Source organism: Candidatus Pelagibacter sp. RS39, from assembly GCF_002101315.1.
GTDB lineage: Bacteria > Pseudomonadota > Alphaproteobacteria > Pelagibacterales > Pelagibacteraceae > Pelagibacter.
The window spans coordinates 1,072,385-1,093,769 of record NZ_CP020777.1 but is presented as its reverse complement, the minus strand read 5'-3'; the positions used below and the strand labels follow the sequence as shown (position 1 = coordinate 1,093,769).

Genomic DNA, 21,385 nt, shown 5'->3' with positions numbered 1-21,385 from the left:
AGGCAAGATTGATAATCAAACTGATTCGTATGAATATTGATTATACTGTGACAGCTTTGATGTTTCCAGCAATCCCATTGTTGATGTCAGTTTATAGTAATAGATTCCATTCATTAAGCATTCTTATAAGACAGCTTCATGATGAACATGTTTATGAAAAGCATATCCCTCCTGAATGGAAAAAACAGTTTATAAATTTAAGTGGAAGAATTACACTTTTGAGATGGACTATTTTGTTTGCTGCCTTTGGCTTCTTATTTAACATGTTAACTGTTTTTGCTCTCTACCTAGATGAAGTTTTTTTAGCTCGGATAATTTTTGGCTCTTGTTGTTTATCTATGATTATTTCAATACTATTTTTTATTCGAGAAATTCACATTTCTACGAACGCTCTAAGGCTTCATATGTCTGATATGGATGTAAATTTAGATTAAGGAATTATTACCGCAGGACCTGTTAGTAATCTTGCTTCTAAATCCTTATGTGCTTGAGCAGCATCCTTAAGTGAGTATTTTTTTGAAATTTCAACATTGAACTTTTTTGACAAGATTGCGTCAAAAACTTTTTTAGCTGACTCTACAAGCTCTTCTCTTTTAACAGTATAGTGAGCAATAGATGGTCTAGTAAAAAATAGTCCCTTCGCATTTATATCTTTTTTGACATCAATCGTATCAACATAACCTGATGCATTTCCAAACGCTACCATCATCCCTCTAATTTTTAATGTTTCAATTGACCCTTTATATGTTTTGATACCTACCCCATCGTAGACTACATCAATTCCATTTTTACCAACAATTTTTTCAACTTCTTCAACAAAATTTTTTTCAGAATAATTGATTACGTGATGACAACCATTCTTTTTGGCTATTTCCTCCTTAGCTTTTGAGCCAACAGTTCCAATTACCTCAGCACCTAAAGCATTAGCCCATGAACATAAAATCTGACCAAGTCCACCTGCAGCTGCATGGTATAAAACTTTATCCCCTTTTTTTAGTGGATAAGCTCTATGCAATAGATACTCCGCAGTAATTCCTTTTAATGTAATACAAGATGCTACTTCATCAGAAACTCCATCAGGGACAGAAACTAATTTTTCTTCAGGCATTATTTGTTTTTCTGAGTATGCTCCAATAGGCATTGATGCATGAGTAACTCTATCGCCAACTTTAAATAATTTTACCTCAGAGCCAATTTCTTCAATTACTCCACAAGCTTCAAGTCCAATACCACTTGGTAGAGGGATAGGATAAAGGCCTGTTCGATGATATACATCTATAAAATTAAGACCAATTGATAAATTTTTAATCAAAACCTCTTTTGGCCCAGGCTTTCCTAATTCAAAATCTTTAACAACCAAAACTTCTGGTCCACCAAATTTATCTATTTGAACTGATTTCATTATTTATTTTACAAATGTACCATTATGATAATCTTGAACAGCTTGCAAGATCTCTGCTTTAGTGTTCATTACAAATGGTCCACCTCTAGCTATTTCTTCATTGATAGGTTTACCTGAAATAACTAAGAATTTTGCATCAGTTTGTGCTCTAACTTTTAAATCCTTTCCTTTAGATAGTAAGATCAAAGTACTATCCTTAACTTTTTCATGTTTTTTTTCACCAATTTTGATTTCACCTTTTATAAGATAGATAAATGTATTGTGCGTAGCGGGAAGGCTAAATTTAAAATCTTTGTTTTTATCTAATTCAACATCGAAATAAACAGGTTCAACATTATGCTTTTTAACTGGACCTTCAGCTTTTTCAAATTTACCTGCAATAACTTTTACTCTCTTATCATCATCTTCGTGAACGTTCATTTTATCTGCATCAATATAAATGTATTCTGGTTTACTCATTTTTAATTTTGCTGGCATATTTATCCATAATTGAAATCCATGAAGTTTACCCTCTTTCATAGCAGGCATTTCAGAATGAATAATTCCACTTCCTGTTTTCATCCATTGAACATCACCAGCAGTCATTCTACCTTTTCCACCAGTGCTATCTTCATGCTCAAAGTCACCAGCAAGCATATAAGTAACTGTTTCAATTCCTCTATGTGGGTGTGGAGGAAATCCAGCGATATAATCTTCACTATTTTCTGAACCAAATTCGTCTAACATTAAAAATGGATCAAAATAATTTGGTTCAACACCAATACTTCTTTTTAATTTAACTCCAGCTCCATCTGATGCTGGAATGGGGTCGATGATTTTATCTACTTCAATTGTCATATGGTTTCTAGAGTAATTGTTAAATTTAAATTTTCAATGTTACTTTTTGTTATGCGAACCGTCACAAAAGGGTTGATTATTAGTTTGTTTGCAAGCGCAAAAAAACATTTTTTTTGTCGACTCAGCTTTATATACAAATGGATTAAATTCAGTTCCTTTATGTGAGCCGTCACAAAAAGGTTGTTTTGAACTTTTGCCACAACTGCACCAATAATAAGATTTTCCTTCTTCGACATCTACTGCAATTGCTCCATCGCCCGCTCTCTGACCTTTAGTCATGTTCCCCACTTTCTAATTAATTTGTTTGATTCTTATTTAAAGGTTTGGTAAAAATAGTCAATTACACTTTAAAAACATACTGGTATATAAAATCATACTATGAGTAAAATTGCTGATTGTCCCGCTGAAAGAGCCACCTATTTTTTTGGTGGCAAATGGAAGATAAGAATACTTTTTAATCTTTTTAATAAAAAAAAAGTTAGGTTTGGAGAATTAAAAAGAACTCTTTCCAAAGTAACTCAACAAATGCTTTCAAAACAACTAAAGGAATTAGAACAAGATGGCTTGGTAAATCGCGAAGTAAAAAGTGTAATGCCTCCAAAGGTTGAATATTCTTTGACAACATTTGGTTTATCATTAATTCCAATTTTAAAATCACTTTCAAATTGGAATAATAAAAATTCAAGAAATATAAATCTCAATTTGAATAAAAATTTTGACGAGAATAGAATATGAGTCCACGAGCTCAAGCAATTCTCGATTTTTGGTTCATAGAGACGCCATCAGAAAAACGTTTTAAGAAAGATGAGAAATTTGATCAATTAATTAGAGAAAAATTTTTAAATGATTATGAAAAAGCAAGTCTAAACGAGTATGATGACTGGCAAGACACAGCGATGGGAAGTCTTGCATTAGTTATCTTATTTGATCAATTTTCGAGAAACATGTTTAGAGATCACAAAAGAGCTTTTGAGCAAGATTCAAAAACTCGATTAATTGTTCACTATGCTATTAAATCGAATTATTTAGATGGAATGGATCAGAGCCAAAGGTTTTTTATGTTGCTTCCATTAATACATAGTGAGGAAATGTTTGACCATGAAATGGCGTATCATTTTTTAGAACTTTATTTAAAAGAACATCCTGGTCTAGCTGATATTAAAAAGTTTTGGAAAGACCATACTAATGCAATCAAAAAATTTAATAGATATCCTCATAGAAATAAAATTTTAGGAAGAGAGTCCACAAAAGCAGAAATCGAATTTCTAAAAGGACCCAATTCTTCTTGGTGATTAGATTAAGTTAAGAAGTTCACTTAAATTTTTGATTTGATTTTGAGGTTCATAATCAAGTTTATCAAAAATATTATTATTACGGTTTACCCAAATAGAATGATAACCATAATTTCCTCCTCCTGAAACATCCCATGTGTTTGCACTTAAGAAAGCAACTTCATTACTTTTAATTTTGTATTTTTTTATAGGCAAGTCATAAACTTTCGAGTCTGGTTTATAAATTCCAACTTCTTCTATTGAAAATATATCATCGAACAATTTATCTAAATTATTACTTTCAACTAACTCTTTTAAAAGAGATGGAGTTCCATTTGAAAGTATAGCTAATTTAAAATTCTTTTCTTTTAATTTTTTAAGAGTTTCTGGAACCTCCTTAAAAGGTGAAAGAACTTTATACAAATTCAGTAATTCATTTTTCATTGAAGCATCTATATTAAAGGTCTTCATTGATTTATCTAAGCTGTCTTCAGTAATTTGCCAAAAGTCTTTATGTCTTTTCATTAAACTTCTAAGCCAAGTGTATTCTAGTTGAGTAGTTCTCCAAAAGTTTGCAAAACCCTCCCATTTATCTCCAATTTTATCTTTACATTTTTCAGCAGCTGAATTGACATCAAACAGTGTGCCATAAGCATCAAAAATTATTGCTTTAATATTTTGCATAAATTAACTTAACACAAATGAGTAATATTAGATTATTTTTTTCAGACACTTTATCAGCAAACATGATTGATAAACTTGATAAGGATCAATCACATTATTTAAGCAAAGTAATGAGAGTAAAAGAAAATCAGGTTTTCTCATTATTCAATAAAGAGGGAGAGTGGGAGGCAAAAATTTTAGGAATATCCAAAAATATTGTTGAATTTAAAATAATAAAACAACTAAGACAAAAAGAGATAACAAAAGAATTATGGTTAGCGTTTTCTCCTATCAAATCAAACTATCAGAATTTTATGCTGCAAAAAGCAACAGAGCTTGGAGTTACAAAATTTTTACCAATTATATTTGATAGAACAGTGGTAAGAAAAATTAACAAAGATCGCTTAGAAAAAATTGTAATTGAAGCTAGTGAACAATCAAATCGTATTAATGTACCAAATATTGAAGATGCTCAAGATTTAAATAGTTTTTTAAAAAAAAATTACATGGATCTAATTTTTACAGATTTAAATTCAAATATTAATAAGGTTGATAAATCAAAATTTACAGATAAACCTGTTTGTATAATCATAGGTCCAGAGGGTGATTTTTCAGAGACCGAAAGAGAGAAGATTCTCTCTTTTAAGGGCGTTCAACCGATTAAAATTAATGAGAATATTTTAAGGTCAGAAACCGCAGTCATATCTGCAATTTCGATCGTAAATTATGTGATTAATTGATAAATTGTCGCGAAAACTAAAGTGTAATTTTTGTAAAAGGGCTTTATATAGCTAATAAAAATGAAAAAAATTTTATTTATATTTTCATCGCTTTTCATAACGCAAAAAGCTTTTGCAAACCAGCCTGTTGACTGGCAATTAGGTTTTCAAAAAGCTGCTTCAGAGTCAATGAGAGAGATAGTTGCTTTTCATGATTACCTATTATTACCAATAATAATTGCAATTAGTGTATTCGTTTTATTTTTAATGTTATACGCGTGTGTAAGATTTAGAGCTTCAGCAAATCCAAATCCATCTAAAAGAACTCACAACGTTGCAGTTGAAGTTTTATGGACACTAATACCATGCTTAATTTTAATTGTAATTGCAGTTCCCTCATTTAAAATTTTATACAAACAGGATGCAATACCAAAAGCAGATTTAACTATTAAAGCAATCGGATATCAGTGGTATTGGGGATATGAATATCCTGATGAAAATATTATTTTTGAGTCTTACATGGTTGAAGATAAAGATCTAAGACCAGATCAACCTAGACTTCTAGCAGTAGATAACGAAGTTGTTGTGCCAGTAGATAAAGTTGTAAAAGTTTTAATTACTGCAAACGATGTATTGCATGCTTGGGCTTTACCATCGTTTGGTGTTAAAAGAGATGCTGTTCCTGGCAGAATTAATGAGACGTGGTTTAAAGCTGAAAAAGTAGGAACTTATTATGGTCAATGCTCTGAACTTTGTGGTATTAAGCATGCATTTATGCCAATTACTGTTAAAGTTGTTACTGAGGAGGAGTATGAAGATTGGTTATCTGAAGCTAAAGAAAAATTTGCAAAAGAAGAAATAGAAAATAATAATCTTAAATTAGTGAGTAAATAAAAATGTATACACAAACAGCATCACACGACGATCATCATACACCAACAGGCTGGAAACGTTGGGCTTATTCTACAAATCATAAAGACATAGGAACAATGTATTTAATTTTTGCAATTGTTGCAGGAGTTATTGGAACTGCATTTTCAGTTTTAATGAGAATGGAATTGATGCATCCAGGAGATGGAATTTTGGGTGGAAATTATCATTTGTATAATGTGTTGGTGACAGGTCACGGATTGATAATGATTTTCTTTATGGTAATGCCGGCTATGATTGGTGGCTTTGGAAATTGGTTTGTTCCAATTATGATTGGTGCGCCTGATATGGCATTCCCGAGAATGAATAATATTTCTTTTTGGTTATTACCTGTTTCATTAACATTACTGATATTATCAATTTTTGCTGATGGCCCTCCAGGGCAAACTGGAGTTGGAGGTGGATGGACAATATATCCTCCTTTATCATCAAAAGCTGGTCAACCAGGACCTGCAATGGATTTAGCGATTTTAAGTTTACACTTGGCCGGAGCTTCATCAATTTTAGGAGCAGTGAATTTTATCACGACAATACTAAATATGAGAACACCTGGAATGACTTTACATAAGATGCCATTGTTTGCTTGGTCAATTTTAGTTACAGCTTTTTTATTATTATTGTCTTTACCAGTTCTAGCAGGAGCAATAACAATGTTATTAACTGACAGGAACTTTGGAACCGCCTTTTTTGAAGCTCAAACTGGAGGAGATCCAGTTTTATTTCAACATTTATTTTGGTTCTTTGGCCATCCAGAAGTTTATATTTTAATTCTACCGGGATTTGGAATGATAAGTCATATTGTTTCAACATTTTCTAGAAAACCAGTTTTTGGTTATTTAGGTATGGCTTATGCGATGGTAGCAATTGGAATAGTTGGTTTTGTAGTTTGGGCTCATCATATGTACACTGTTGGGCTAAGCACAGATACAAAAGCTTATTTCTTAGCAGCTACTATGATTATTGCTGTTCCTACGGGAATAAAGATCTTTTCTTGGATAGCAACTATGTGGGGAGGATCAATCTCATTTAAAACTCCAATGATGTGGGCATTAGGTTTTATCTTTATGTTTACAGTTGGTGGGGTAACCGGAGTAGTTTTAGCAAATGCAGGAGTAGATACTGCAATGCACGACACTTATTATGTTGTAGCTCACTTTCATTATGTACTTTCTTTAGGTGCTGTATTTGCAATATTTGCTGGTTTCTATTATTGGTTTTCAAAAATGTCTGGTTACGAATACTCAGAGTGGTTAGGTCAATTACATTTTTGGTTAACTTTTATTGGTGTAAATTTAATCTTCTTTCCACAACATTTTCTAGGACTAGCTGGGATGCCTAGAAGATATGCTGATTATCCAGATGCATTTGCAGGCTGGAATTATATTTCTTCAATAGGATCTTATATTGCAGTTGCTGGGTTGGCTGTATTTTTTGTAAATTTGATTTATGCTTTTGCAAAAAAGAAAGCTGCAGCACAGAATCCTTGGGGTGAGGGAGCAACAACTTTAGAGTGGACCGTTCCATCTCCACCAAATTTCCATACTTTTGAAGAATTACCAAAGTTTGTAGATGATCAAGAGACTGGAAAATCTCATAGCTAAAAATAAAAGCTTTAAAATTGATGAGTAGTTCAAAATTAAAAAAAGACAATCTATCTCAGGAAGACTTACTGAATTTTTCTGAATTATTTAAATTGATGAAACCAAGAGTAATGTCGCTTGTGATATTTACTTGTGCGGTAGGATTATTGACTGCCCCAACTATAGTTTCAACTCAAGATGCAATAATTGGAATATTATTAGTTTCAATGGGTGCGGGAGCAGCAGGGGCATTGAATATGTGGTACGAGTCTGATCTTGATGCTTTGATGAGTAGAACTTGCTTAAGACCAATACCAACAGGTAAAGTGAATAAAAATCAGGCACTTATATTTGGAATAACTTTATCGGTTATTTCAGTAGTAGCACTAGATTATTTTACAAATAGAATATCCGCAGGCATATTGCTTTTTACAATTATATTTTACGTTTTAATTTATACAATTTGGTTAAAAAAAAGAACCTCCCAAAACATTGTGATCGGTGGAGCAGCAGGAGCTCTTCCTCCAGTAATTGGTTGGACCATTGCTACAGGATCATTATCTCTTGAACCTTTTGCATTTTTTTTAATTATTTTCTTTTGGACACCCTCACATTTTTGGGCGTTAAGTTTATATAAATCAGATGACTATAAGAAAGCAAATATACCTATGCTCCCTTTAACAAACGGGATAGAAACTACAAAAGCAAATATTTTTGTTTACTCATTGTTAATGCTTCCAGTGATAATTTTTCCATATGTAATTAACTTTGTTGGACTTGTTTTTTTAATTCCATCATTATTATTAACTATTTATTATAATTATTTATGTTTTGATCTTTATAGATTTAAAAAAAATAAATTTAGTGCAAAAAAAGCTAAATCAATATTTGGCTATTCTATCTTATATTTGTTTTTGGTTTTTGTACTTTTTTTGATAGATAAGATTTTATGATTATACCTGATAAAAAAACAAAGAAAAAAAATATCAAGACTGCATTAGCAATTATTGCTTTCATGATTTTTTTGTTCTTATTTACATTATATAATACCGGGGTTTTTGATAGAGCAATATGATAAAAAAAAAGAGTCTTACACCATTAGTCCTTATAGGAATATTTGTATTCATGCTGGGCTTGTCCTACGCTGCAGTACCTTTATACGATCTATTTTGTAGAGTAACAGGTTTTGGAGGCACTACTCAAATATCAAATAACGCTCCTAAAGTAGTTCTTAATAAAGTTGTGAGTGTTAGATTTGATACCAATGTAAATAATTTACCTTGGGAATTTAAAGCGAAATCTAATGTTATAGATGTGAAAGTAGGTCAAGTTAATAAAATAGAGTTTGAGGTTGAAAATTATAGTGGAGAACCAACTGCTGGAGTAGCAAGTTTTAATGTATCCCCAGCAAGTTTTGGCAAATATTACAGTAAACTAGGCTGTTTTTGTTTTGAAAAACAAGAATTAAAAGCAGGAGAAAAAGCAACTTACGTAATGACTTTTTACCTAGACCCCGAAATGGTCAATGATCCAAGCGTAAAGAACCTAGAAGATGTAACTATGTCGTATACTTTTTTCTCGACAGATTATTATAAACAATCATAATCCAAAAAAATGTCAGCTGAAAAAAAACATGATTATCATTTAGTAGACCCAAGTCCTTGGCCTATTTACGTCTCGTTTTCTTGCTTAGTATTAGCTATAGGTGCTGTGTATTATATGCATTCAGATGTTTCATGGGGAATGTATCTTGGATTAGCTCTTCTAATTTATGGCGCATATATGTGGTTCAGAGATGTAGTGATTGAAGCAGAACATCAAGGTCATCATACACCGGTAGTCCAAATTCACCATCGTTATGGAATGACTTTATTTATTGCATCTGAGGTGATGTTTTTCGTTGCGTGGTTTTGGGCTTACTTTGATGCAAGTCTTTTTCCAAATGATTTTGTAGGAAATGTATGGCCACCTAAAGATATTGTGACTTTTGATCCTTGGGATATACCTTTAATTAATACATTAGTTTTACTGTTATCAGGTACAACAGTTACTTGGTCTCATCATTCATTATTAGAAGGTGATAGAAAAGGTTTTATACAAGGATTGGTGCTAACAGTAATTCTTGGAGCATTTTTTACAGCACTTCAAGCATATGAATATCATCATGCTACATTTGCTTTTTCAGATCATATTTATGGTTCTGTTTTTTACATGGCAACAGGTTTTCACGGTTTTCATGTTATAGTTGGAACAATTTTTTTAGCAGTGTGTTTATGGAGAGGAAAATTGGGTCATTTTACTAAAGACCATCATTTTGGTTTTGAAGCAGCTGCATGGTATTGGCATTTTGTTGACGTTGTTTGGTTATTTTTGTTTGCTGCAATATATATTTGGGGAAGTTAATTTGATCCTTGAAACATAAGTTTTTATTTTCCGTCTTTATAATTTTCTTTATTCTTGTTTTTATTGGACTAGGTACATGGCAAATTATTCGTCTAAATTGGAAGAATAATTTGATTTTAGAGATTGAAAATTCATTAAAAAATCCTCCAGTTGAATTAGCTCAATCAAACAAAGAAAATTTTCTTAAAATCAAAACTTCAGGGTTAATAGATTTTGATAAACAAATTTATTTATACAATTTAAATGAGTCTGGTACCCCTGGATTTGAAGTAATAAATCCAATTATCATTGGGGATGAAAATTATTTAATAAATAGAGGCTGGATACCATTTGAAAAGAAGGGGACTCAAGAAATAAATGAATTTGATCAAAAAAATATTATTGGAACATTAAAATTACAAGGTAGAAAGAATATCTTTAAGCCAGATAATGATTTAGATGAAAATTATTGGTTTAGTTTAAAGAGAGAAGATATCTTTAAATTTACAGGTAAAAACTTTTCAAAATATATTATTTATTTAGATGGAAATTATCAGTTTCCTAAACCAAAAAAAATTACTGCAAATATTTCTAATAATCATCAAAAATACGCTATTACTTGGTTTTCATTAGCGCTTTCAATTCTTTTGCTATATTTGTATTTAAGAAAAAAGAATTATTAAATGAATTACATTAGTACAAGAAATAATCAAAAAAACTTTACTTTTAAAGATGTTTTCCTCAAAGGTTTGGCAGACGATGGAGGACTTTTTGTTCCTAAATCAATTAAACAATTTCAAAAAGAGGAATTAGAAAACTTCAAAAATCTTAGCTACAATGATTTAGCTGCTGAAATTATTTATCCTTTTATAGGAGATTTTATGTCTAAAGATGACTTAATATCATTGATTTCAAAATCGTACTCTAATTTTAGATCTAATGATGTTGTAAAAATCTCTCATTTAGGAAATCTAAAAGTTTTAGAACTATTTCATGGTCCTACTCTTGCTTTCAAAGATATTGCTATGCAATTAATAGGTAATTTTTATCAATATCATTTAAGTAGAGATCAAAAAAAAATTAACATAATAGTAGCTACTTCTGGTGATACCGGAGCAGCTGCTATAGATGCTTTAAAAGGAAAAAGTAATTTAAATGTTTTTGTATTGCACCCAAATAATAAAATTTCGCCAGTACAAAGAAGGTTAATGACAATACATGAAGAGAGTAACGTATTTAATATTGCTGTAGAGGGTAACTTTGATGATTGTCAAAATTTAGTAAAAGCAATGTTTAGTGACGAAAAATTTTCAAAATCAATTAATATGTCAGGTGTAAATTCAATTAATTGGGCAAGAATAATTGCTCAATCTGTATATTATTTTTATGCTTACTTTAAAGTTGGAAATGGTCAGCCTCTATCTTTTTCTGTTCCAACAGGAAACTTTGGTGATATTTACGCTGGCTACTTGGCAAAAAAACTAGGTCTTCCAATTGATAAACTAATTGTAGCTACAAATAAAAATGACATACTGCACAGAGCTATATCTGGTGGTGATTATAGTCAAAAGAAAGTTGAGGAAACAAACACTCCAAGTATGGATATACAAATAGCAAGTAATTTTGAAAGGCTTTTATACGATGTAAAAGGTTGTAACTCAGAAGTTACAAAAAATGTTATGGCTCAAATAAAAAATAATACTTATAAAATTGATAAAAGTGATCTAGATAAAATTAAAAAAAATTTTGTATCTGAAATGCTCGATGAAAATGAAACTATTAAAATGATAAAAACCATTAAAGATGAACACCAGATGGTAGTTGATCCACATACCGCAGTGGGTATTGGTGCTGTAAGGAAATTAGGATTGGAAAAAAATTGTGTTGTATTATCAACTGCACACCCGTGTAAATTTCCAAAAGCAATAGAGGATGCAATTTCAAAAACTGAAAATTTACCTGAAAGTCTTAAATATGTTAATGACAGAAAAGAAAAATTTGAACTTCTGTCAAATGATATTGAAAAAGTTAAAAAATATGTAATGAATTCGATATGAAAATTAAAATAAAAGACCAACTACCAGACACAGAGATTTTTCAACTTGTTGACGGAGAACCTCAAAAAAATAAATTAAGAGAAATTATTGGAAATGGCAAAACCGTTTTGTTTGGTTTACCTGGGGCTTTTACATCAACTTGCTCAAAACTTCACCTACCAGGTTTTGTAGCAAATGCAGATAAAATTAAAGCAAAAGGAATAGAAAATATATTTTGTCTATCAGTAAATGATCCTTATGTAATGAATGGTTGGGGGGAGTTAAATAACACAGGAGATAAAATAAAAATGTTATCTGATCCTTATTTGTCATTCACAAAAGCGATTGGTGCGGAAGTTGATCGAAATGCAAAAGGAATGGGAATTAGATCAAATCGTTATTTAATGGTAATTGAAAATTTCACAGTTGTTAATATTCATGAAGAAAAAGAAACTAAAGAGTGTGGTTTAACCTCTGCAGAAAATTTATTAAATAATTTACTATAATAAATGCGCTTTTTGAGCGTGGGCTCTAATTATTAGCGGCTGATCTTGCAAGTAAATCTACTTCATTATTTAATTCATCAGTTGAATGGGCTTTTACCCAATTCCAACTTATTTCAAATTCATTATTAAGAAAATCTAATTCTGTCCAAAGATCTTTGTTACTCACTTCTTTTTTGCTTGCAGTTTTCCATCCATTTTTTTTCCAATTATGTATCCATTCTGTTATTCCAGACTTTACGTATTTAGAGTCTGTAAAAATTTGAACTTTGCTACCTTTTGGAATTTCTTTAAGAGCTTTAATAGGCGCTAATAATTCCATCTGATTATTTGTAGTATCCTTTTTACTTCCTTTAATTTCAATTTTTTTCCCATCGTTTAATATTATTGCTGCCCAGCCACCTTGACCGGGATTGCCAATGCATGAACCATCAGTGTATATTTTAATCATTAATTCAAGTAATCTTTATACGTTCTTAAATTATTATGTATTACAAGCTTTTGATAATATTCTCTTGGATCTTTTATCTTAATTAATGCTGTCTTTGGAGTGTTCGAATAGTCATAAAGTCTAGTCATAAAATATCTAATTGCAGCGCCCCGACACAAAATATTTAACGATTTTTTTTCTTTTACTGATATTTTTCGAATCTTTTCATAACCCTTTACTAAATTTTTGACTTTATTTTTATTCATTACGAACTTAGACCTTTTTTTATCAAAACATAGTGCGTTAATACAAATCGCAATTTCATACATAAAATAGTCATTAGCTGCGAAATAAAAATCAATTATTCCTGATAATTTGTTATTTTTAAAAAAGATATTGTCGATAAATAAATCTCCGTGAATTACTCCGCTTGGTAAATTTTTAGGCCATTTTGTTTTTATATCTTTAAAATTATTTTTTAAAAATTTTTCTACATTAGTAAATTTTTTTGACTTAAATCTTATACTTTTAAGTAATGGATTTAGACTTTTGACACCCATAGAGTTTTTTCTAGTAAGATTAATTTTTTTTGTGGATTGGTGCATTTCAGCAATCATTTTACCAATGTCATAACAGTTCTTAAAATTAAGTGATTTTTTATCTTTTCCTTTTAGAAATGAAACTATGCATGCTGCTTTATTTTTTAAATTAATTAAATACCCACCATCTTTTTTTGTTTGTGGTTTTGGGCAATTTATTTTTGATTTGTTTAATTTATCCATCAAATTCATAAAAAAAGGTAATTCTTTTTTAGCGACTCTTTTTTCAAAAATTGTCAGTATAAATTTTTTATTCTTTGATTTTAGTAAATAGTTTGTATTTTCAATTCCTTGCTTTATACCTTTAAATTCTAAAATTTTTTCTATATCAAATTTTCTATTAATATAAGAAATATCTTTTTTACTTATTTTCGTATAAACAGCCATTTTAGTTTAATTTCTTCGGTGCTTTAAAAACAACGTTTTCCTTAATTATTTCTACTTCATCTATACTGACTGTAAATTTATTTTTTAGCTCATTTATAAAATTATTTACTAAAATTTCAGGTGCAGAGGCCCCAGAGGAAATACCAATTGTATTTGAATTTTGAATTAAATCGAATGGTATTTCACTTTTTGAATGAATTAATTGTGAATTTGGACAGCCGGATTTTTTTGCAACTTCAACTAATCTAACTGAATTAGATGAATTTCTACTGCCAATTACAAAAAATAAATCACATTTTTTTGCAATATTTTTGACAGCCATTTGTCTATTTGTTGTAGCGTAACAAATATCTTCTTTCATTGGTTCTTTTATATTAGGAAATCTATCTTTTAAGATCTGAATTATATCTTTTGTATCGTCTACCGATAACGTCGTTTGAGTTACATATGAAATTTTTTTGTTATTTTGAGGTTTGTATTTTTTTGCCTCATCTTCATTTTGAACAAGATCAATTGAGCCTTTAGGTAACTGGCCCATAGTGCCAATTACTTCAGGGTGATTTTCATGTCCTATCAAAATCAAATGATAGCCAGCTTTATTTAAATTTTCAGCTTCTCTATGTACTTTAGATACTAATGGACACGTAGCATCTATATAAGTCATGTTATAGTTTTTAGCATCCTCAGGTATTTTTTTGGGAACACCATGTGCTGAAAAAATAACTGGTCTTTTTCTATCTGTTATTTCTTCGAGCTCCTCAACAAAGATTGCACCTTTGCTTTTTAAATCATCAACTACATATTTATTATGAACAATTTCATGACGAACATAAACTGGAGCACCATATTTTTTAATTGATTTTTCTACAATTTCTATAGCTCTTTCAACACCTGCGCAAAAGCCCCTGGGTGCAGAAAGTAATATCTTTAACGGTTTATTTTTCATTTTTTTCAATCAGATACTCAAGCAATATATGTGGAAAGGTCAAAGACGCCAAACCTATAAATATGATTTTAAGAATTGAACTATCAAAATTGTAAGTATTATTTAGCAAATAAAGTCCAATTACACAAAAAATAGCAGTAATAATTGTTAGAGGTAAAGCTTTTTTTATAAATATTTTAAATCCATTACCAAGATTATTCTCATCTAATTCGGACATTAATGAGATGCTGTGTCTTATGGAATGTAAAAAACAAAAATAAATTGTAAAAGCTACTAACGGTGAAAAATAATAGTTTATTATTAGAATCGAAAAATAATCTAAAAATATTGTGAATTTCTTTAGTTCAAAATTTTTTGTAAATAGTAGAATGTTTGCTAAAGTTGAGAGAATAACACAATATAGCAATACTCTGTTAGATTCTATTAGATCTAAAAAATTATAGAAAGTTTCATTTTCAATTAAAAGCAATCTGAATATTGATATCGTCTCATCAAAATGGAAATACATTGGTGCAAAAACTATTAAAGAACCTTTTAAGAAAAATAAAAATTGATTGTAATAAGAGTTTTCAATTGTTAAAAATTGAGTGTCTTCTTTTCCAAAATGATATGAAGCTACCATTAAAAATATGATCAAAGAGACATATGGTATCAATATCCATAAAAATATAACTATTAAAGCTATTAAAATATATGCAAAGTAAAAAATAGAAATATTATCGATTTCTAAATTTTGAAAAAGTTTTCTTCCTTTAACATTGTCAAGTGATCCATGTGATATACCGACACTTAAAATTAATAACAAACAAATAAATGGTGAAATGGTGAAAGTATTAATCTTAAAAGTTATCAATGAAAAAATATTACAAAGTAAAAAAAAAATGAAAGAATGATTGAAATTTATTTTTTTCATTTATTATTTATTTTTTTATTTACTAATAAAACAATGCTTTGATAAATGTCAATTTAGGCATTCTTAAAATAATAGACAAATCCTCGAAAAAATTGCTTTTATTAGATAAAAAATTTATAACAGTCTTTGGTGAAGCCTTAAACATTTTAAAGAATATATCAGACATTTTTTCTGGATGTTTTTCAAGAACTCTCAAAAATATTTCATCTAAAAATTGATATTTGGCACTTATCTTATATTTTTTAACATTAGAAATATTTTCAATATTTTCTCTAATATATTTACTGTGATCTTGAATATTCAGAAAAGTATAACCCGTACTTAATCTAGTCATACCACCGGCAGTTCCAATATTTATCTTATTTTTTTCATGCTTATCGATTGGATAAAATAATGGTATTGCGCCCTCTTCTCTATAAATTATTTTGTAATCTTTCAAATTTAAATGATTTTCAATATAATTCTTAATTTGCTTGTCATAATCCTTTTGAGAATTGTCATTCATTTTAGATAACCAAGTTGTTTCAACTAAAGCAGTACTTTTTGAGTAGGGTAATGTATAAAAAAAATGTACATTTTCTCTCTGGTCACAATCAAAATCCATCAGATTAAAAATTTCATCATCAAAAAAATTACTTTTAGTCTCAATTTCTACCCCACAGAAATGTTGCCAAAGGTTTCGATGATTTTTTTTAATAGATGGCACACTATTAAAAACAAAAGAGTCTTTTATATTAATTTGATTAATATCTTTGAAGAAGGAAATATTTTTGTTTTCATTTAGTTTGTTATTAATTTTTTCATAGAATAAGCCACTATCAATACTTTGATATGGAGAATTTTTACATTGTAAATAGTTAGTTTTATTTGGAATATTAATTGAAAAATTTTCCCACTTTTTTTTTACACAATCATCAAAGTTGTGAGATGTTACTCTCCAAAAAGACCAAGTTTTATCTCTTTTGTATTCTTCTCTCGGTTCTATGATTGCCAAAGTTTTATCTTTAAGCTTTCCATGAATTTCTAATTCATATGCTAAAGATAAACCAGCACAACCTCCACCGATAATGACATAGTCAAATTCTTTCATCTAAGTTTATTTCCTCATTAATTAAAAAATGATCATGTTTAATCTGATTTTCCTTAATACTGGTTAAAGATAACTTTATAAGGTCAAAAATCGCAAAAATTGTCTCAATACATTTTTCAATATTGGATACGTAAATTTTTCCAGAATTTTTATAGTTTTCAAATGTTTTTTTATTGAGAATATTGTAGCCTATTTTTCGGTAGATCCTTCTAGCGACTAAAATTGAAAATCTAAAACTTATTGGAATGTCTTTTATAGAATAAAAGGAATTCTCATAAAAAGTATCCGCTAGATTTATAGTTGATGAAATTTCTTCGAAATTTTTATCTATATAAAATCTGTTTATTTTTGAGTCTTCAATTACATCTCTTGATATATTTGTAAGTTGCATTGCAATACCGAGATCAATAGCTGACTTGAGTGAGCTTATTTTATTAACTTTTAAAATTTTTGCCATCATTAAGCCAACAGTTCCAGCAACTCTGTAAGAATAAACTAAAAGGTCTTTTTTTGAATTTAATATTACCTTATCTTTGATATCTGAACTTATACCATCTAATAGATCTTCGATAATTTTTACTGAAATTTTAAATTCATCAATAAGATCCCACATATTTTTAATGATTGGATTATCAAAATTTTTCTGAACAAAATCTTTTTTGAATTGTTTGAATTTAATTTCTTTAACTTCTAATTTTTCTTCATCATCTGCAATATTGTCAGCAACTCTACAAAAATCATACAATGCAGAACATTTTTTATATGTTTTTTTGGGTAAAAAAAAACCTGCCCAATTAAAAGATTTAGCATAAACTGATAAGTAATTTTTATCAGACATTATAAAATTTTTTCTAACACCTTAGCTGATGAAAGCACTCCAGGCACACCTGCTCCAGGATGGGTTCCTGCACCAACAAAATAAAGTCCTTTATATATTTCAGATTTATTATGGAATCTAAAATATGCAGACTGTGAAAATTTTGGTTGGATCGAAAAGCCTGAACCATATTTTGTATTTAAATCTTTTTCAAAATAATCAGGGGTTAAATAAAAATCTTCTACAATATTATCCTTAAGATTTGGCATTAAATCTTTTTGCATTTTATCTATAACTAAATTTTTCATTTTTTCTCCCTCAACAGACCAGTCGATTTTTGATTGATTATTTGGCACTGGGACCAAAACATAAAAGCAATCATTACCCTCGGGTGCCATGGTTTCATCAGTTGCAGATGGTCTATGAAGATAATAACTAATATCGTCATTCAATTTTTTTTTATTGAAAATATCATCTAGATGTTCTTTATATTTATTTCCAAACTTAATAGTATGATGCTCAACATTCTCGTATTTTTTTTTTGTACCAAAGTAATAAACAAATAAACCCATTGAATACTCCATTCTGCTTTTTTTCCATTTAAAAAGAAATGAATTATTCGTATTCCCATTTAACATTTTCTCGTAAACAGCAGGAGGATCAGCATTACAAATTACGTTGTTGGATTGTATTATTGTTTGATCATCTAATTGTATACCGGTGATTTTATTTTTATTTGAAATGATTTTTGTAACTTCGTGACCTTTAATTATTTCAACCCCAACTTCATTCATCAATTTTTCAAAACCTTTGATAATATTTCCTGTTCCACCCATTGAGTAATGAATACCCCATTTTTTTTCTAAATATAAAATTAATCCATATATTGAGGTTGTAGTAAAAGGATTTCCTCCAACTAATAATGGATGCATACTTAACATTCTTCTCAATTTCTCATCTTCTATATATGATGAGACTAAAGCATAAACAGATTTGTAACTTTTTAGTTTAAGTAATGCTGGCAATTGTTGAATCATTACAAAAGGTTTATCAAAGGGTACATCAGCAAGCTCCGTAAAACCTTTGTCAAAAATTTTTTTTGTAAAATTTACTAATTTTTCATAACCCTCAACATCTTTTTCATTTATCTCTTTTATCTGTTTTTTCATCTCCAACTCATCCCCCGAGTAATTAAATTTTGACTTATCCTCGAAAATAAATTGATACCAAACTTTTAGGTTAGTGAGCTTTATGTAATTTTTGGGGTCTTTTTGAAATAATTCGAATAATTCATTTATCAAATACGGAGCAGTTATTACTGTGGGGCCACCATCATAAATGAAGCCATTTTTTTTAAATACTCTTGCTCTACCTCCAAGATCCTTATGTTTTTCTATTAAAGTTACTTTATGACCTTTAGCTTTAAGGCGTAAAGCTGCAGCTATTCCTCCAAATCCTGAACCTATGACAACGGAATTCATATTTATAATTTATAGTCTTTTTTGAAAAATTGTAAGAGTATTATGAGTTGATTTTTTTTAACTCTTCTTTTGCTTCATCTAAATTTTTTTGAAACAAGTTATCAAGCTTGGACTTATCAACTGATGTTGTAATTATTTTTTTTACTGAGTCTAACGCAACTTTAATTGAAGCATCTTTTATTTCTTTTATTGCCGCATCTTTCATTTGATTAATCTTATTTTCTGTTGAATTTTTTTTAATTTCTGAAGATTTATGAAATTTTTCATTTAACTCAATAATAAGATTATCACTATCTTTTTTAGCTTGTGTTAATATTTCTTTACTTACCGATTGTGCAGTATCAAGTTTTTTTTGTGCATTATCTAATAAAGTTTTAGCCTCGGTTCTAAGTTTTTCACTTTCATCAATCTCATTTTTGATATCAGAGATCAATTTGTTTAATATTTCATTTATTTTTTGTGGAACCTTAAGATAAATTAAACCTCCAAAGAAAATGATAAAAGATACAGCTACCCAAAATGTTGCATCAATTGCCATAATATTTATTCCCATTTCTTTTTGATAAATCATCAACGATTGCAGAAATACTACTGTTATTAACTTCAGTACCAATTAATTTCACTAGTAACTCAGACGTAGTTTCAATTGCAATTTTATTAATTTTTTCTGACGCACCTTTTTTCAGTAAATTAATCTCTTGCTCTACCTTTTTGACTTCCTCATCAATCTGTTTATCCAATGTTTCTTTTTTGGCATTTATTTCTTTCAGTACATTTTCCCTAGCTTCTTTAAAAATATTATTTGCCTCTAATTTGCTTTTCGAAATAATATCGTCGTACTCTTTAAGCTTAGCCTCGCTACTTTCTCTCTGCTTTTCTGCTGCCTCAATATTTTCTTGTATCTGTGATTTTCTTAATTCAAGATTGGCACTTATCTTTGGTAGTATTAGTTTAGATAATACAACATACAAAATACCAAAAGTAAGTGTTAGCCAAAAAATTTGTGAAATCCAAAATTCTGGATTTAATTGAGGCATACCTCCGCTTTCAGCTGCAAAAACCTCTTTTAAAAAAAAGAGATTAAAAAATACTAGCTGAAAAAATATTTTTTTAATCATTTATTTAAAATGCAAAAAGAATGATTAACGCTACTACCAATCCAAACAATCCAGTTGCTTCTGCAAGGGCAAACCCTAAAAGCAAATTAGGAAATTGTTTTTGAGCTGCAGATGGGTTTCTCATCGCACCCGAAAGGTAATTACCAAAAATAATACCTATACCAACACCGGCACCAGCTAGGGCAATTGCCGCCAAACCTGCTCCGATCATTTTTGCTGCTTCTAATTCCATTATATCCTCCTCTGTTAATTAATGGTGTAAGTTTAATGCATCATTTAAATAGATGCAGGTTAAAATTGCAAAAACGTATGCTTGAAGAAAAGCAACTAATATCTCCAAGCCTGTTAAAGCAACCGAAAAACTCAGTGGAAGCCATCCACCGACTACTCCAAGACTTATTACAAAGCCTCCGAATACTTTCATCATCGTATGACCCGCCATCATGTTTGCAAATAGCCTGACGGAAAGACTAATAGGTCTACTTAAATATGAAATAATCTCAATAACTACTATTAATGGTAATAGTACTATAGGAACTCCACTTGGTACAAATAATTTAAGATAGCCTAGACCGTGTTTTATAAAACCAATTATTGTTACTCCAATAAAAATAAAAGCTGCTAATACAAAAGTTACAATAATATGACTTGTAACTGTAAAAGTATAAGGGATCATACCAAACATGTTACAAAAAAGGACAAACATAAATAAAGAAAATATAAAAGAAAAATAAGGTTTAGCTTTAGAGCCAGCTGTATCACTAATCATTTTTGAGACAAATGTATAACTTAATTCAGCTAATAACTGAACTTTGTTTGGTAGCAATGAATTTTTTTTTGATCCAAGGTTGAATATAATTAAAATAGCTAATGAACTAATAACCATAAACAAACTAGCATTTGTAAATGAAATATCAAAAGCACCTATTTTAATTTCTGGACCAATTCTATAGACTTCGAATTGAGTCATTGGATTTGCAGCCATATTTTTTCGATCTATTTTTGCATTTTTTTAGCAGATTTAATTACATTCATTATTCCAGCAATCACACCTACAAAAAAAAATATTAAAATTAACCAGGGTTTAGTACCAAAGGTCTTGTCTAAAATAAACCCAATAATTGTCCCTACAGCTACAGCAGAAACAAGCTCAGTGCTAAGTTTAAAAGCATTTCCAATGGGAGAGGGCTCAGGTTTCTTGTTATTTTCCTTATCAAAGGCCTTTTTTTTTGCAATTTCTAAGCGAGTTTTAAATGGATCTTTAGACATTAGAAATTAGCT

The 21,385-nt window shown here is 29.6% G+C and carries 28 protein-coding genes; 12 read left to right on the top strand and 16 right to left on the bottom strand.

The annotated features are described in order from the left end of the window. Positions 1–29 precede the first annotated feature (29 nt). The gene (locus B5L73_RS05880; protein WP_085149211.1) at positions 30–434 is read left to right on the top strand and encodes a DUF2721 domain-containing protein; all 405 of its coding nucleotides are present in this window, start codon (positions 30–32) and stop codon (positions 432–434) included. Here the strand turns inward: B5L73_RS05880 and B5L73_RS05875 are convergent. Genes B5L73_RS05875 through B5L73_RS05865 form a run of 3 tightly spaced genes read right to left on the bottom strand, consistent with a single transcriptional unit; the run spans position 431 to position 2,518 of the window. Then, positions 431–1,402: a quinone oxidoreductase family protein gene (locus tag B5L73_RS05875; protein ID WP_085149208.1), complete on the bottom strand. Its 972-nt coding sequence runs from the start codon at positions 1,400–1,402 to the stop codon at positions 431–433. The genes B5L73_RS05880 and B5L73_RS05875 overlap by 4 nt on opposite strands. 3 nt (positions 1,403–1,405) lie before the next feature. Next, positions 1,406–2,239 (bottom strand): pirin family protein, encoded by an 834-nt coding sequence (locus B5L73_RS05870; protein WP_085149205.1) that lies wholly within the window; start codon positions 2,237–2,239, stop codon positions 1,406–1,408. Between the two features lie 39 nt (positions 2,240–2,278). Continuing rightward, entirely contained in the window at positions 2,279–2,518 is a 240-nt protein-coding gene (locus B5L73_RS05865) for a CDGSH iron-sulfur domain-containing protein (RefSeq protein ID WP_085149203.1), read from the bottom strand. A 99-nt stretch (positions 2,519–2,617) separates the two neighbouring features. Between B5L73_RS05865 and B5L73_RS05860 the strand changes: the two genes are divergently transcribed. Together B5L73_RS05860 and B5L73_RS05855 are read left to right on the top strand one after the other, a co-directional pair. Continuing rightward, positions 2,618–2,974, top strand: a complete 357-nt coding sequence (locus B5L73_RS05860; protein ID WP_085149200.1) for a winged helix-turn-helix transcriptional regulator — start codon at positions 2,618–2,620, stop codon at positions 2,972–2,974. Next, complete coding sequence (locus B5L73_RS05855) at positions 2,971–3,531, top strand: DUF924 family protein (protein WP_085149197.1); 561 nt, start codon at positions 2,971–2,973, stop codon at positions 3,529–3,531. The genes B5L73_RS05860 and B5L73_RS05855 overlap by 4 nt, the downstream gene beginning before the upstream one ends. Here the strand turns inward: B5L73_RS05855 and B5L73_RS05850 are convergent, their stop codons facing one another. After that, positions 3,532–4,194 (bottom strand): haloacid dehalogenase type II, encoded by a 663-nt coding sequence (locus B5L73_RS05850; protein WP_085149194.1) that lies wholly within the window; start codon positions 4,192–4,194, stop codon positions 3,532–3,534. Between the two features lie 17 nt (positions 4,195–4,211). On the opposite strand from B5L73_RS05850, the gene B5L73_RS05845 reads away from it, so the two are divergent. The 9 genes from B5L73_RS05845 to B5L73_RS05800 all read left to right on the top strand — a co-directional run bounded on the left by B5L73_RS05845 (position 4,212) and on the right by B5L73_RS05800 (position 12,326). Further along, entirely contained in the window at positions 4,212–4,913 is a 702-nt protein-coding gene (locus B5L73_RS05845; protein ID WP_085149191.1) for an RsmE family RNA methyltransferase, read from the top strand. 60 nt (positions 4,914–4,973) lie between these two features. Continuing rightward, complete coding sequence (gene coxB / locus B5L73_RS05840; protein WP_085149188.1) at positions 4,974–5,786, top strand: cytochrome c oxidase subunit II; 813 nt, start codon at positions 4,974–4,976, stop codon at positions 5,784–5,786. A gap of 2 nt (positions 5,787–5,788) precedes the next feature. Next, the gene (ctaD, locus tag B5L73_RS05835) at positions 5,789–7,423 is read left to right on the top strand and encodes a cytochrome c oxidase subunit I (RefSeq protein WP_085149185.1); all 1,635 of its coding nucleotides are present in this window, start codon (positions 5,789–5,791) and stop codon (positions 7,421–7,423) included. Positions 7,424–7,443: 20 nt separating this feature from the next. Beyond that, entirely contained in the window at positions 7,444–8,355 is a 912-nt protein-coding gene (cyoE, locus tag B5L73_RS05830) for a heme o synthase (protein WP_085149182.1), read from the top strand. 118 nt (positions 8,356–8,473) lie between these two features. Continuing rightward, a complete protein-coding gene (locus tag B5L73_RS05820; RefSeq protein WP_232309654.1) occupies positions 8,474–9,007 on the top strand; it encodes a cytochrome c oxidase assembly protein in 534 nt (177 codons plus the stop codon). A gap of 9 nt (positions 9,008–9,016) precedes the next feature. Next, the gene (locus B5L73_RS05815) at positions 9,017–9,805 is read left to right on the top strand and encodes a cytochrome c oxidase subunit 3 (protein ID WP_085149177.1); all 789 of its coding nucleotides are present in this window, start codon (positions 9,017–9,019) and stop codon (positions 9,803–9,805) included. 8 nt (positions 9,806–9,813) lie between these two features. Beyond that, a complete protein-coding gene (locus tag B5L73_RS05810) occupies positions 9,814–10,467 on the top strand; it encodes an SURF1 family protein (RefSeq protein WP_085149174.1) in 654 nt (217 codons plus the stop codon). Further along, positions 10,468–11,841 (top strand): threonine synthase, encoded by a 1,374-nt coding sequence (gene thrC / locus B5L73_RS05805; RefSeq protein WP_085149172.1) that lies wholly within the window; start codon positions 10,468–10,470, stop codon positions 11,839–11,841. Beyond that, the gene (locus tag B5L73_RS05800) at positions 11,838–12,326 is read left to right on the top strand and encodes a peroxiredoxin family protein (RefSeq protein WP_085149169.1); all 489 of its coding nucleotides are present in this window, start codon (positions 11,838–11,840) and stop codon (positions 12,324–12,326) included. The genes thrC and B5L73_RS05800 overlap by 4 nt, the downstream gene beginning before the upstream one ends. Positions 12,327–12,351: 25 nt before the next feature. On the opposite strand, the gene rnhA is transcribed toward B5L73_RS05800, so the two are convergent. The 12 genes from rnhA to B5L73_RS05740 are packed head-to-tail and all read right to left on the bottom strand — an operon-like array spanning position 12,352 to position 21,373. Then, entirely contained in the window at positions 12,352–12,774 is a 423-nt protein-coding gene (rnhA, locus tag B5L73_RS05795; protein ID WP_085149166.1) for a ribonuclease HI, read from the bottom strand. After that, entirely contained in the window at positions 12,774–13,739 is a 966-nt protein-coding gene (locus B5L73_RS05790; RefSeq protein WP_085149163.1) for a homoserine kinase, read from the bottom strand. The genes rnhA and B5L73_RS05790 overlap by 1 nt, the downstream gene beginning before the upstream one ends. Before the next feature lies 1 nt (position 13,740). Continuing rightward, on the bottom strand, positions 13,741–14,685 hold the full coding sequence (ispH, locus tag B5L73_RS05785) for a 4-hydroxy-3-methylbut-2-enyl diphosphate reductase (RefSeq protein ID WP_085149675.1): 945 nt from the start codon (positions 14,683–14,685) through the stop codon (positions 13,741–13,743). Beyond that, positions 14,675–15,598, bottom strand: coding sequence for a Brp/Blh family beta-carotene 15,15'-dioxygenase (locus B5L73_RS05780; RefSeq protein WP_085149160.1), 924 nt, complete (start codon positions 15,596–15,598; stop codon positions 14,675–14,677). The genes ispH and B5L73_RS05780 overlap by 11 nt, the downstream gene beginning before the upstream one ends. Positions 15,599–15,620: 22 nt before the next feature. Beyond that, positions 15,621–16,688: a lycopene cyclase family protein gene (locus tag B5L73_RS05775; RefSeq protein ID WP_085149156.1), complete on the bottom strand. Its 1,068-nt coding sequence runs from the start codon at positions 16,686–16,688 to the stop codon at positions 15,621–15,623. Continuing rightward, entirely contained in the window at positions 16,675–17,526 is an 852-nt protein-coding gene (locus B5L73_RS05770; protein WP_085149153.1) for a phytoene/squalene synthase family protein, read from the bottom strand. Before B5L73_RS05770 ends, B5L73_RS05775 begins: the two co-directional genes overlap by 14 nt. Beyond that, a complete protein-coding gene (gene crtI / locus B5L73_RS05765) occupies positions 17,526–18,986 on the bottom strand; it encodes a phytoene desaturase family protein (RefSeq protein ID WP_085149150.1) in 1,461 nt (486 codons plus the stop codon). Before crtI ends, B5L73_RS05770 begins: the two co-directional genes overlap by 1 nt. Positions 18,987–19,026: 40 nt before the next feature. Then, positions 19,027–19,539 carry a F0F1 ATP synthase subunit B family protein gene (locus B5L73_RS05760; RefSeq protein WP_232309653.1) on the bottom strand — a complete coding sequence of 171 codons (513 nt, stop codon included), beginning with the start codon at positions 19,537–19,539 and terminating at the stop codon, positions 19,027–19,029. After that, entirely contained in the window at positions 19,514–20,104 is a 591-nt protein-coding gene (locus tag B5L73_RS05755) for a F0F1 ATP synthase subunit B family protein (protein WP_085149147.1), read from the bottom strand. Before B5L73_RS05755 ends, B5L73_RS05760 begins: the two co-directional genes overlap by 26 nt. A gap of 4 nt (positions 20,105–20,108) precedes the next feature. Beyond that, positions 20,109–20,336, bottom strand: coding sequence for a F0F1 ATP synthase subunit C (locus B5L73_RS05750; protein WP_006997791.1), 228 nt, complete (start codon positions 20,334–20,336; stop codon positions 20,109–20,111). 18 nt (positions 20,337–20,354) lie between these two features. Then, positions 20,355–21,089, bottom strand: a complete 735-nt coding sequence (locus tag B5L73_RS05745) for a F0F1 ATP synthase subunit A (RefSeq protein WP_085149142.1) — start codon at positions 21,087–21,089, stop codon at positions 20,355–20,357. A gap of 11 nt (positions 21,090–21,100) precedes the next feature. Continuing rightward, positions 21,101–21,373: an AtpZ/AtpI family protein gene (locus tag B5L73_RS05740; RefSeq protein WP_085149139.1), complete on the bottom strand. Its 273-nt coding sequence runs from the start codon at positions 21,371–21,373 to the stop codon at positions 21,101–21,103. Positions 21,374–21,385: the final 12 nt, after the last annotated feature.

Bases quoted from the DNA above. Each gene is read 5' to 3' on its own strand.
- B5L73_RS05780 (WP_085149160.1), bottom strand. From the start codon at position 15,598: ATGAAAAAAATAAATTTCAATCATTCTTTCATTTTTTTTTTACTTTGT.
- rnhA (WP_085149166.1), bottom strand. From the start codon at position 12,774: ATGATTAAAATATACACTGATGGTTCATGCATTGGCAATCCCGGTCAA.
- crtI (WP_085149150.1), bottom strand. From the start codon at position 18,986: ATGAATTCCGTTGTCATAGGTTCAGGATTTGGAGGAATAGCTGCAGCT.
- B5L73_RS05760 (WP_232309653.1), bottom strand. From the start codon at position 19,539: ATGGGAATAAATATTATGGCAATTGATGCAACATTTTGGGTAGCTGTA.
- B5L73_RS05845 (WP_085149191.1), top strand. From the start codon at position 4,212: ATGAGTAATATTAGATTATTTTTTTCAGACACTTTATCAGCAAACATG.
- B5L73_RS05850 (WP_085149194.1), bottom strand. From the start codon at position 4,194: ATGCAAAATATTAAAGCAATAATTTTTGATGCTTATGGCACACTGTTT.
- B5L73_RS05790 (WP_085149163.1), bottom strand. From the start codon at position 13,739: ATGGCTGTTTATACGAAAATAAGTAAAAAAGATATTTCTTATATTAAT.
- B5L73_RS05870 (WP_085149205.1), bottom strand. From the start codon at position 2,239: ATGACAATTGAAGTAGATAAAATCATCGACCCCATTCCAGCATCAGAT.
- B5L73_RS05865 (WP_085149203.1), bottom strand. From the start codon at position 2,518: ATGACTAAAGGTCAGAGAGCGGGCGATGGAGCAATTGCAGTAGATGTC.
- B5L73_RS05820 (WP_232309654.1), top strand. From the start codon at position 8,474: ATGATAAAAAAAAAGAGTCTTACACCATTAGTCCTTATAGGAATATTT.
- B5L73_RS05875 (WP_085149208.1), bottom strand. From the start codon at position 1,402: ATGAAATCAGTTCAAATAGATAAATTTGGTGGACCAGAAGTTTTGGTT.
- ctaD (WP_085149185.1), top strand. From the start codon at position 5,789: ATGTATACACAAACAGCATCACACGACGATCATCATACACCAACAGGC.
- B5L73_RS05860 (WP_085149200.1), top strand. From the start codon at position 2,618: ATGAGTAAAATTGCTGATTGTCCCGCTGAAAGAGCCACCTATTTTTTT.
- thrC (WP_085149172.1), top strand. From the start codon at position 10,468: ATGAATTACATTAGTACAAGAAATAATCAAAAAAACTTTACTTTTAAA.
- B5L73_RS05815 (WP_085149177.1), top strand. From the start codon at position 9,017: ATGTCAGCTGAAAAAAAACATGATTATCATTTAGTAGACCCAAGTCCT.
- cyoE (WP_085149182.1), top strand. From the start codon at position 7,444: ATGAGTAGTTCAAAATTAAAAAAAGACAATCTATCTCAGGAAGACTTA.
- B5L73_RS05855 (WP_085149197.1), top strand. From the start codon at position 2,971: ATGAGTCCACGAGCTCAAGCAATTCTCGATTTTTGGTTCATAGAGACG.
- B5L73_RS05745 (WP_085149142.1), bottom strand. From the start codon at position 21,089: ATGGCTGCAAATCCAATGACTCAATTCGAAGTCTATAGAATTGGTCCA.
- coxB (WP_085149188.1), top strand. From the start codon at position 4,974: ATGAAAAAAATTTTATTTATATTTTCATCGCTTTTCATAACGCAAAAA.
- B5L73_RS05750 (WP_006997791.1), bottom strand. From the start codon at position 20,336: ATGGAATTAGAAGCAGCAAAAATGATCGGAGCAGGTTTGGCGGCAATT.
- B5L73_RS05880 (WP_085149211.1), top strand. From the start codon at position 30: ATGAATATTGATTATACTGTGACAGCTTTGATGTTTCCAGCAATCCCA.
- B5L73_RS05770 (WP_085149153.1), bottom strand. From the start codon at position 17,526: ATGTCTGATAAAAATTACTTATCAGTTTATGCTAAATCTTTTAATTGG.
- B5L73_RS05755 (WP_085149147.1), bottom strand. From the start codon at position 20,104: ATGATTAAAAAAATATTTTTTCAGCTAGTATTTTTTAATCTCTTTTTT.
- B5L73_RS05775 (WP_085149156.1), bottom strand. From the start codon at position 16,688: ATGAAAGAATTTGACTATGTCATTATCGGTGGAGGTTGTGCTGGTTTA.
- B5L73_RS05800 (WP_085149169.1), top strand. From the start codon at position 11,838: ATGAAAATTAAAATAAAAGACCAACTACCAGACACAGAGATTTTTCAA.
- ispH (WP_085149675.1), bottom strand. From the start codon at position 14,685: ATGAAAAATAAACCGTTAAAGATATTACTTTCTGCACCCAGGGGCTTT.
- B5L73_RS05740 (WP_085149139.1), bottom strand. From the start codon at position 21,373: ATGTCTAAAGATCCATTTAAAACTCGCTTAGAAATTGCAAAAAAAAAG.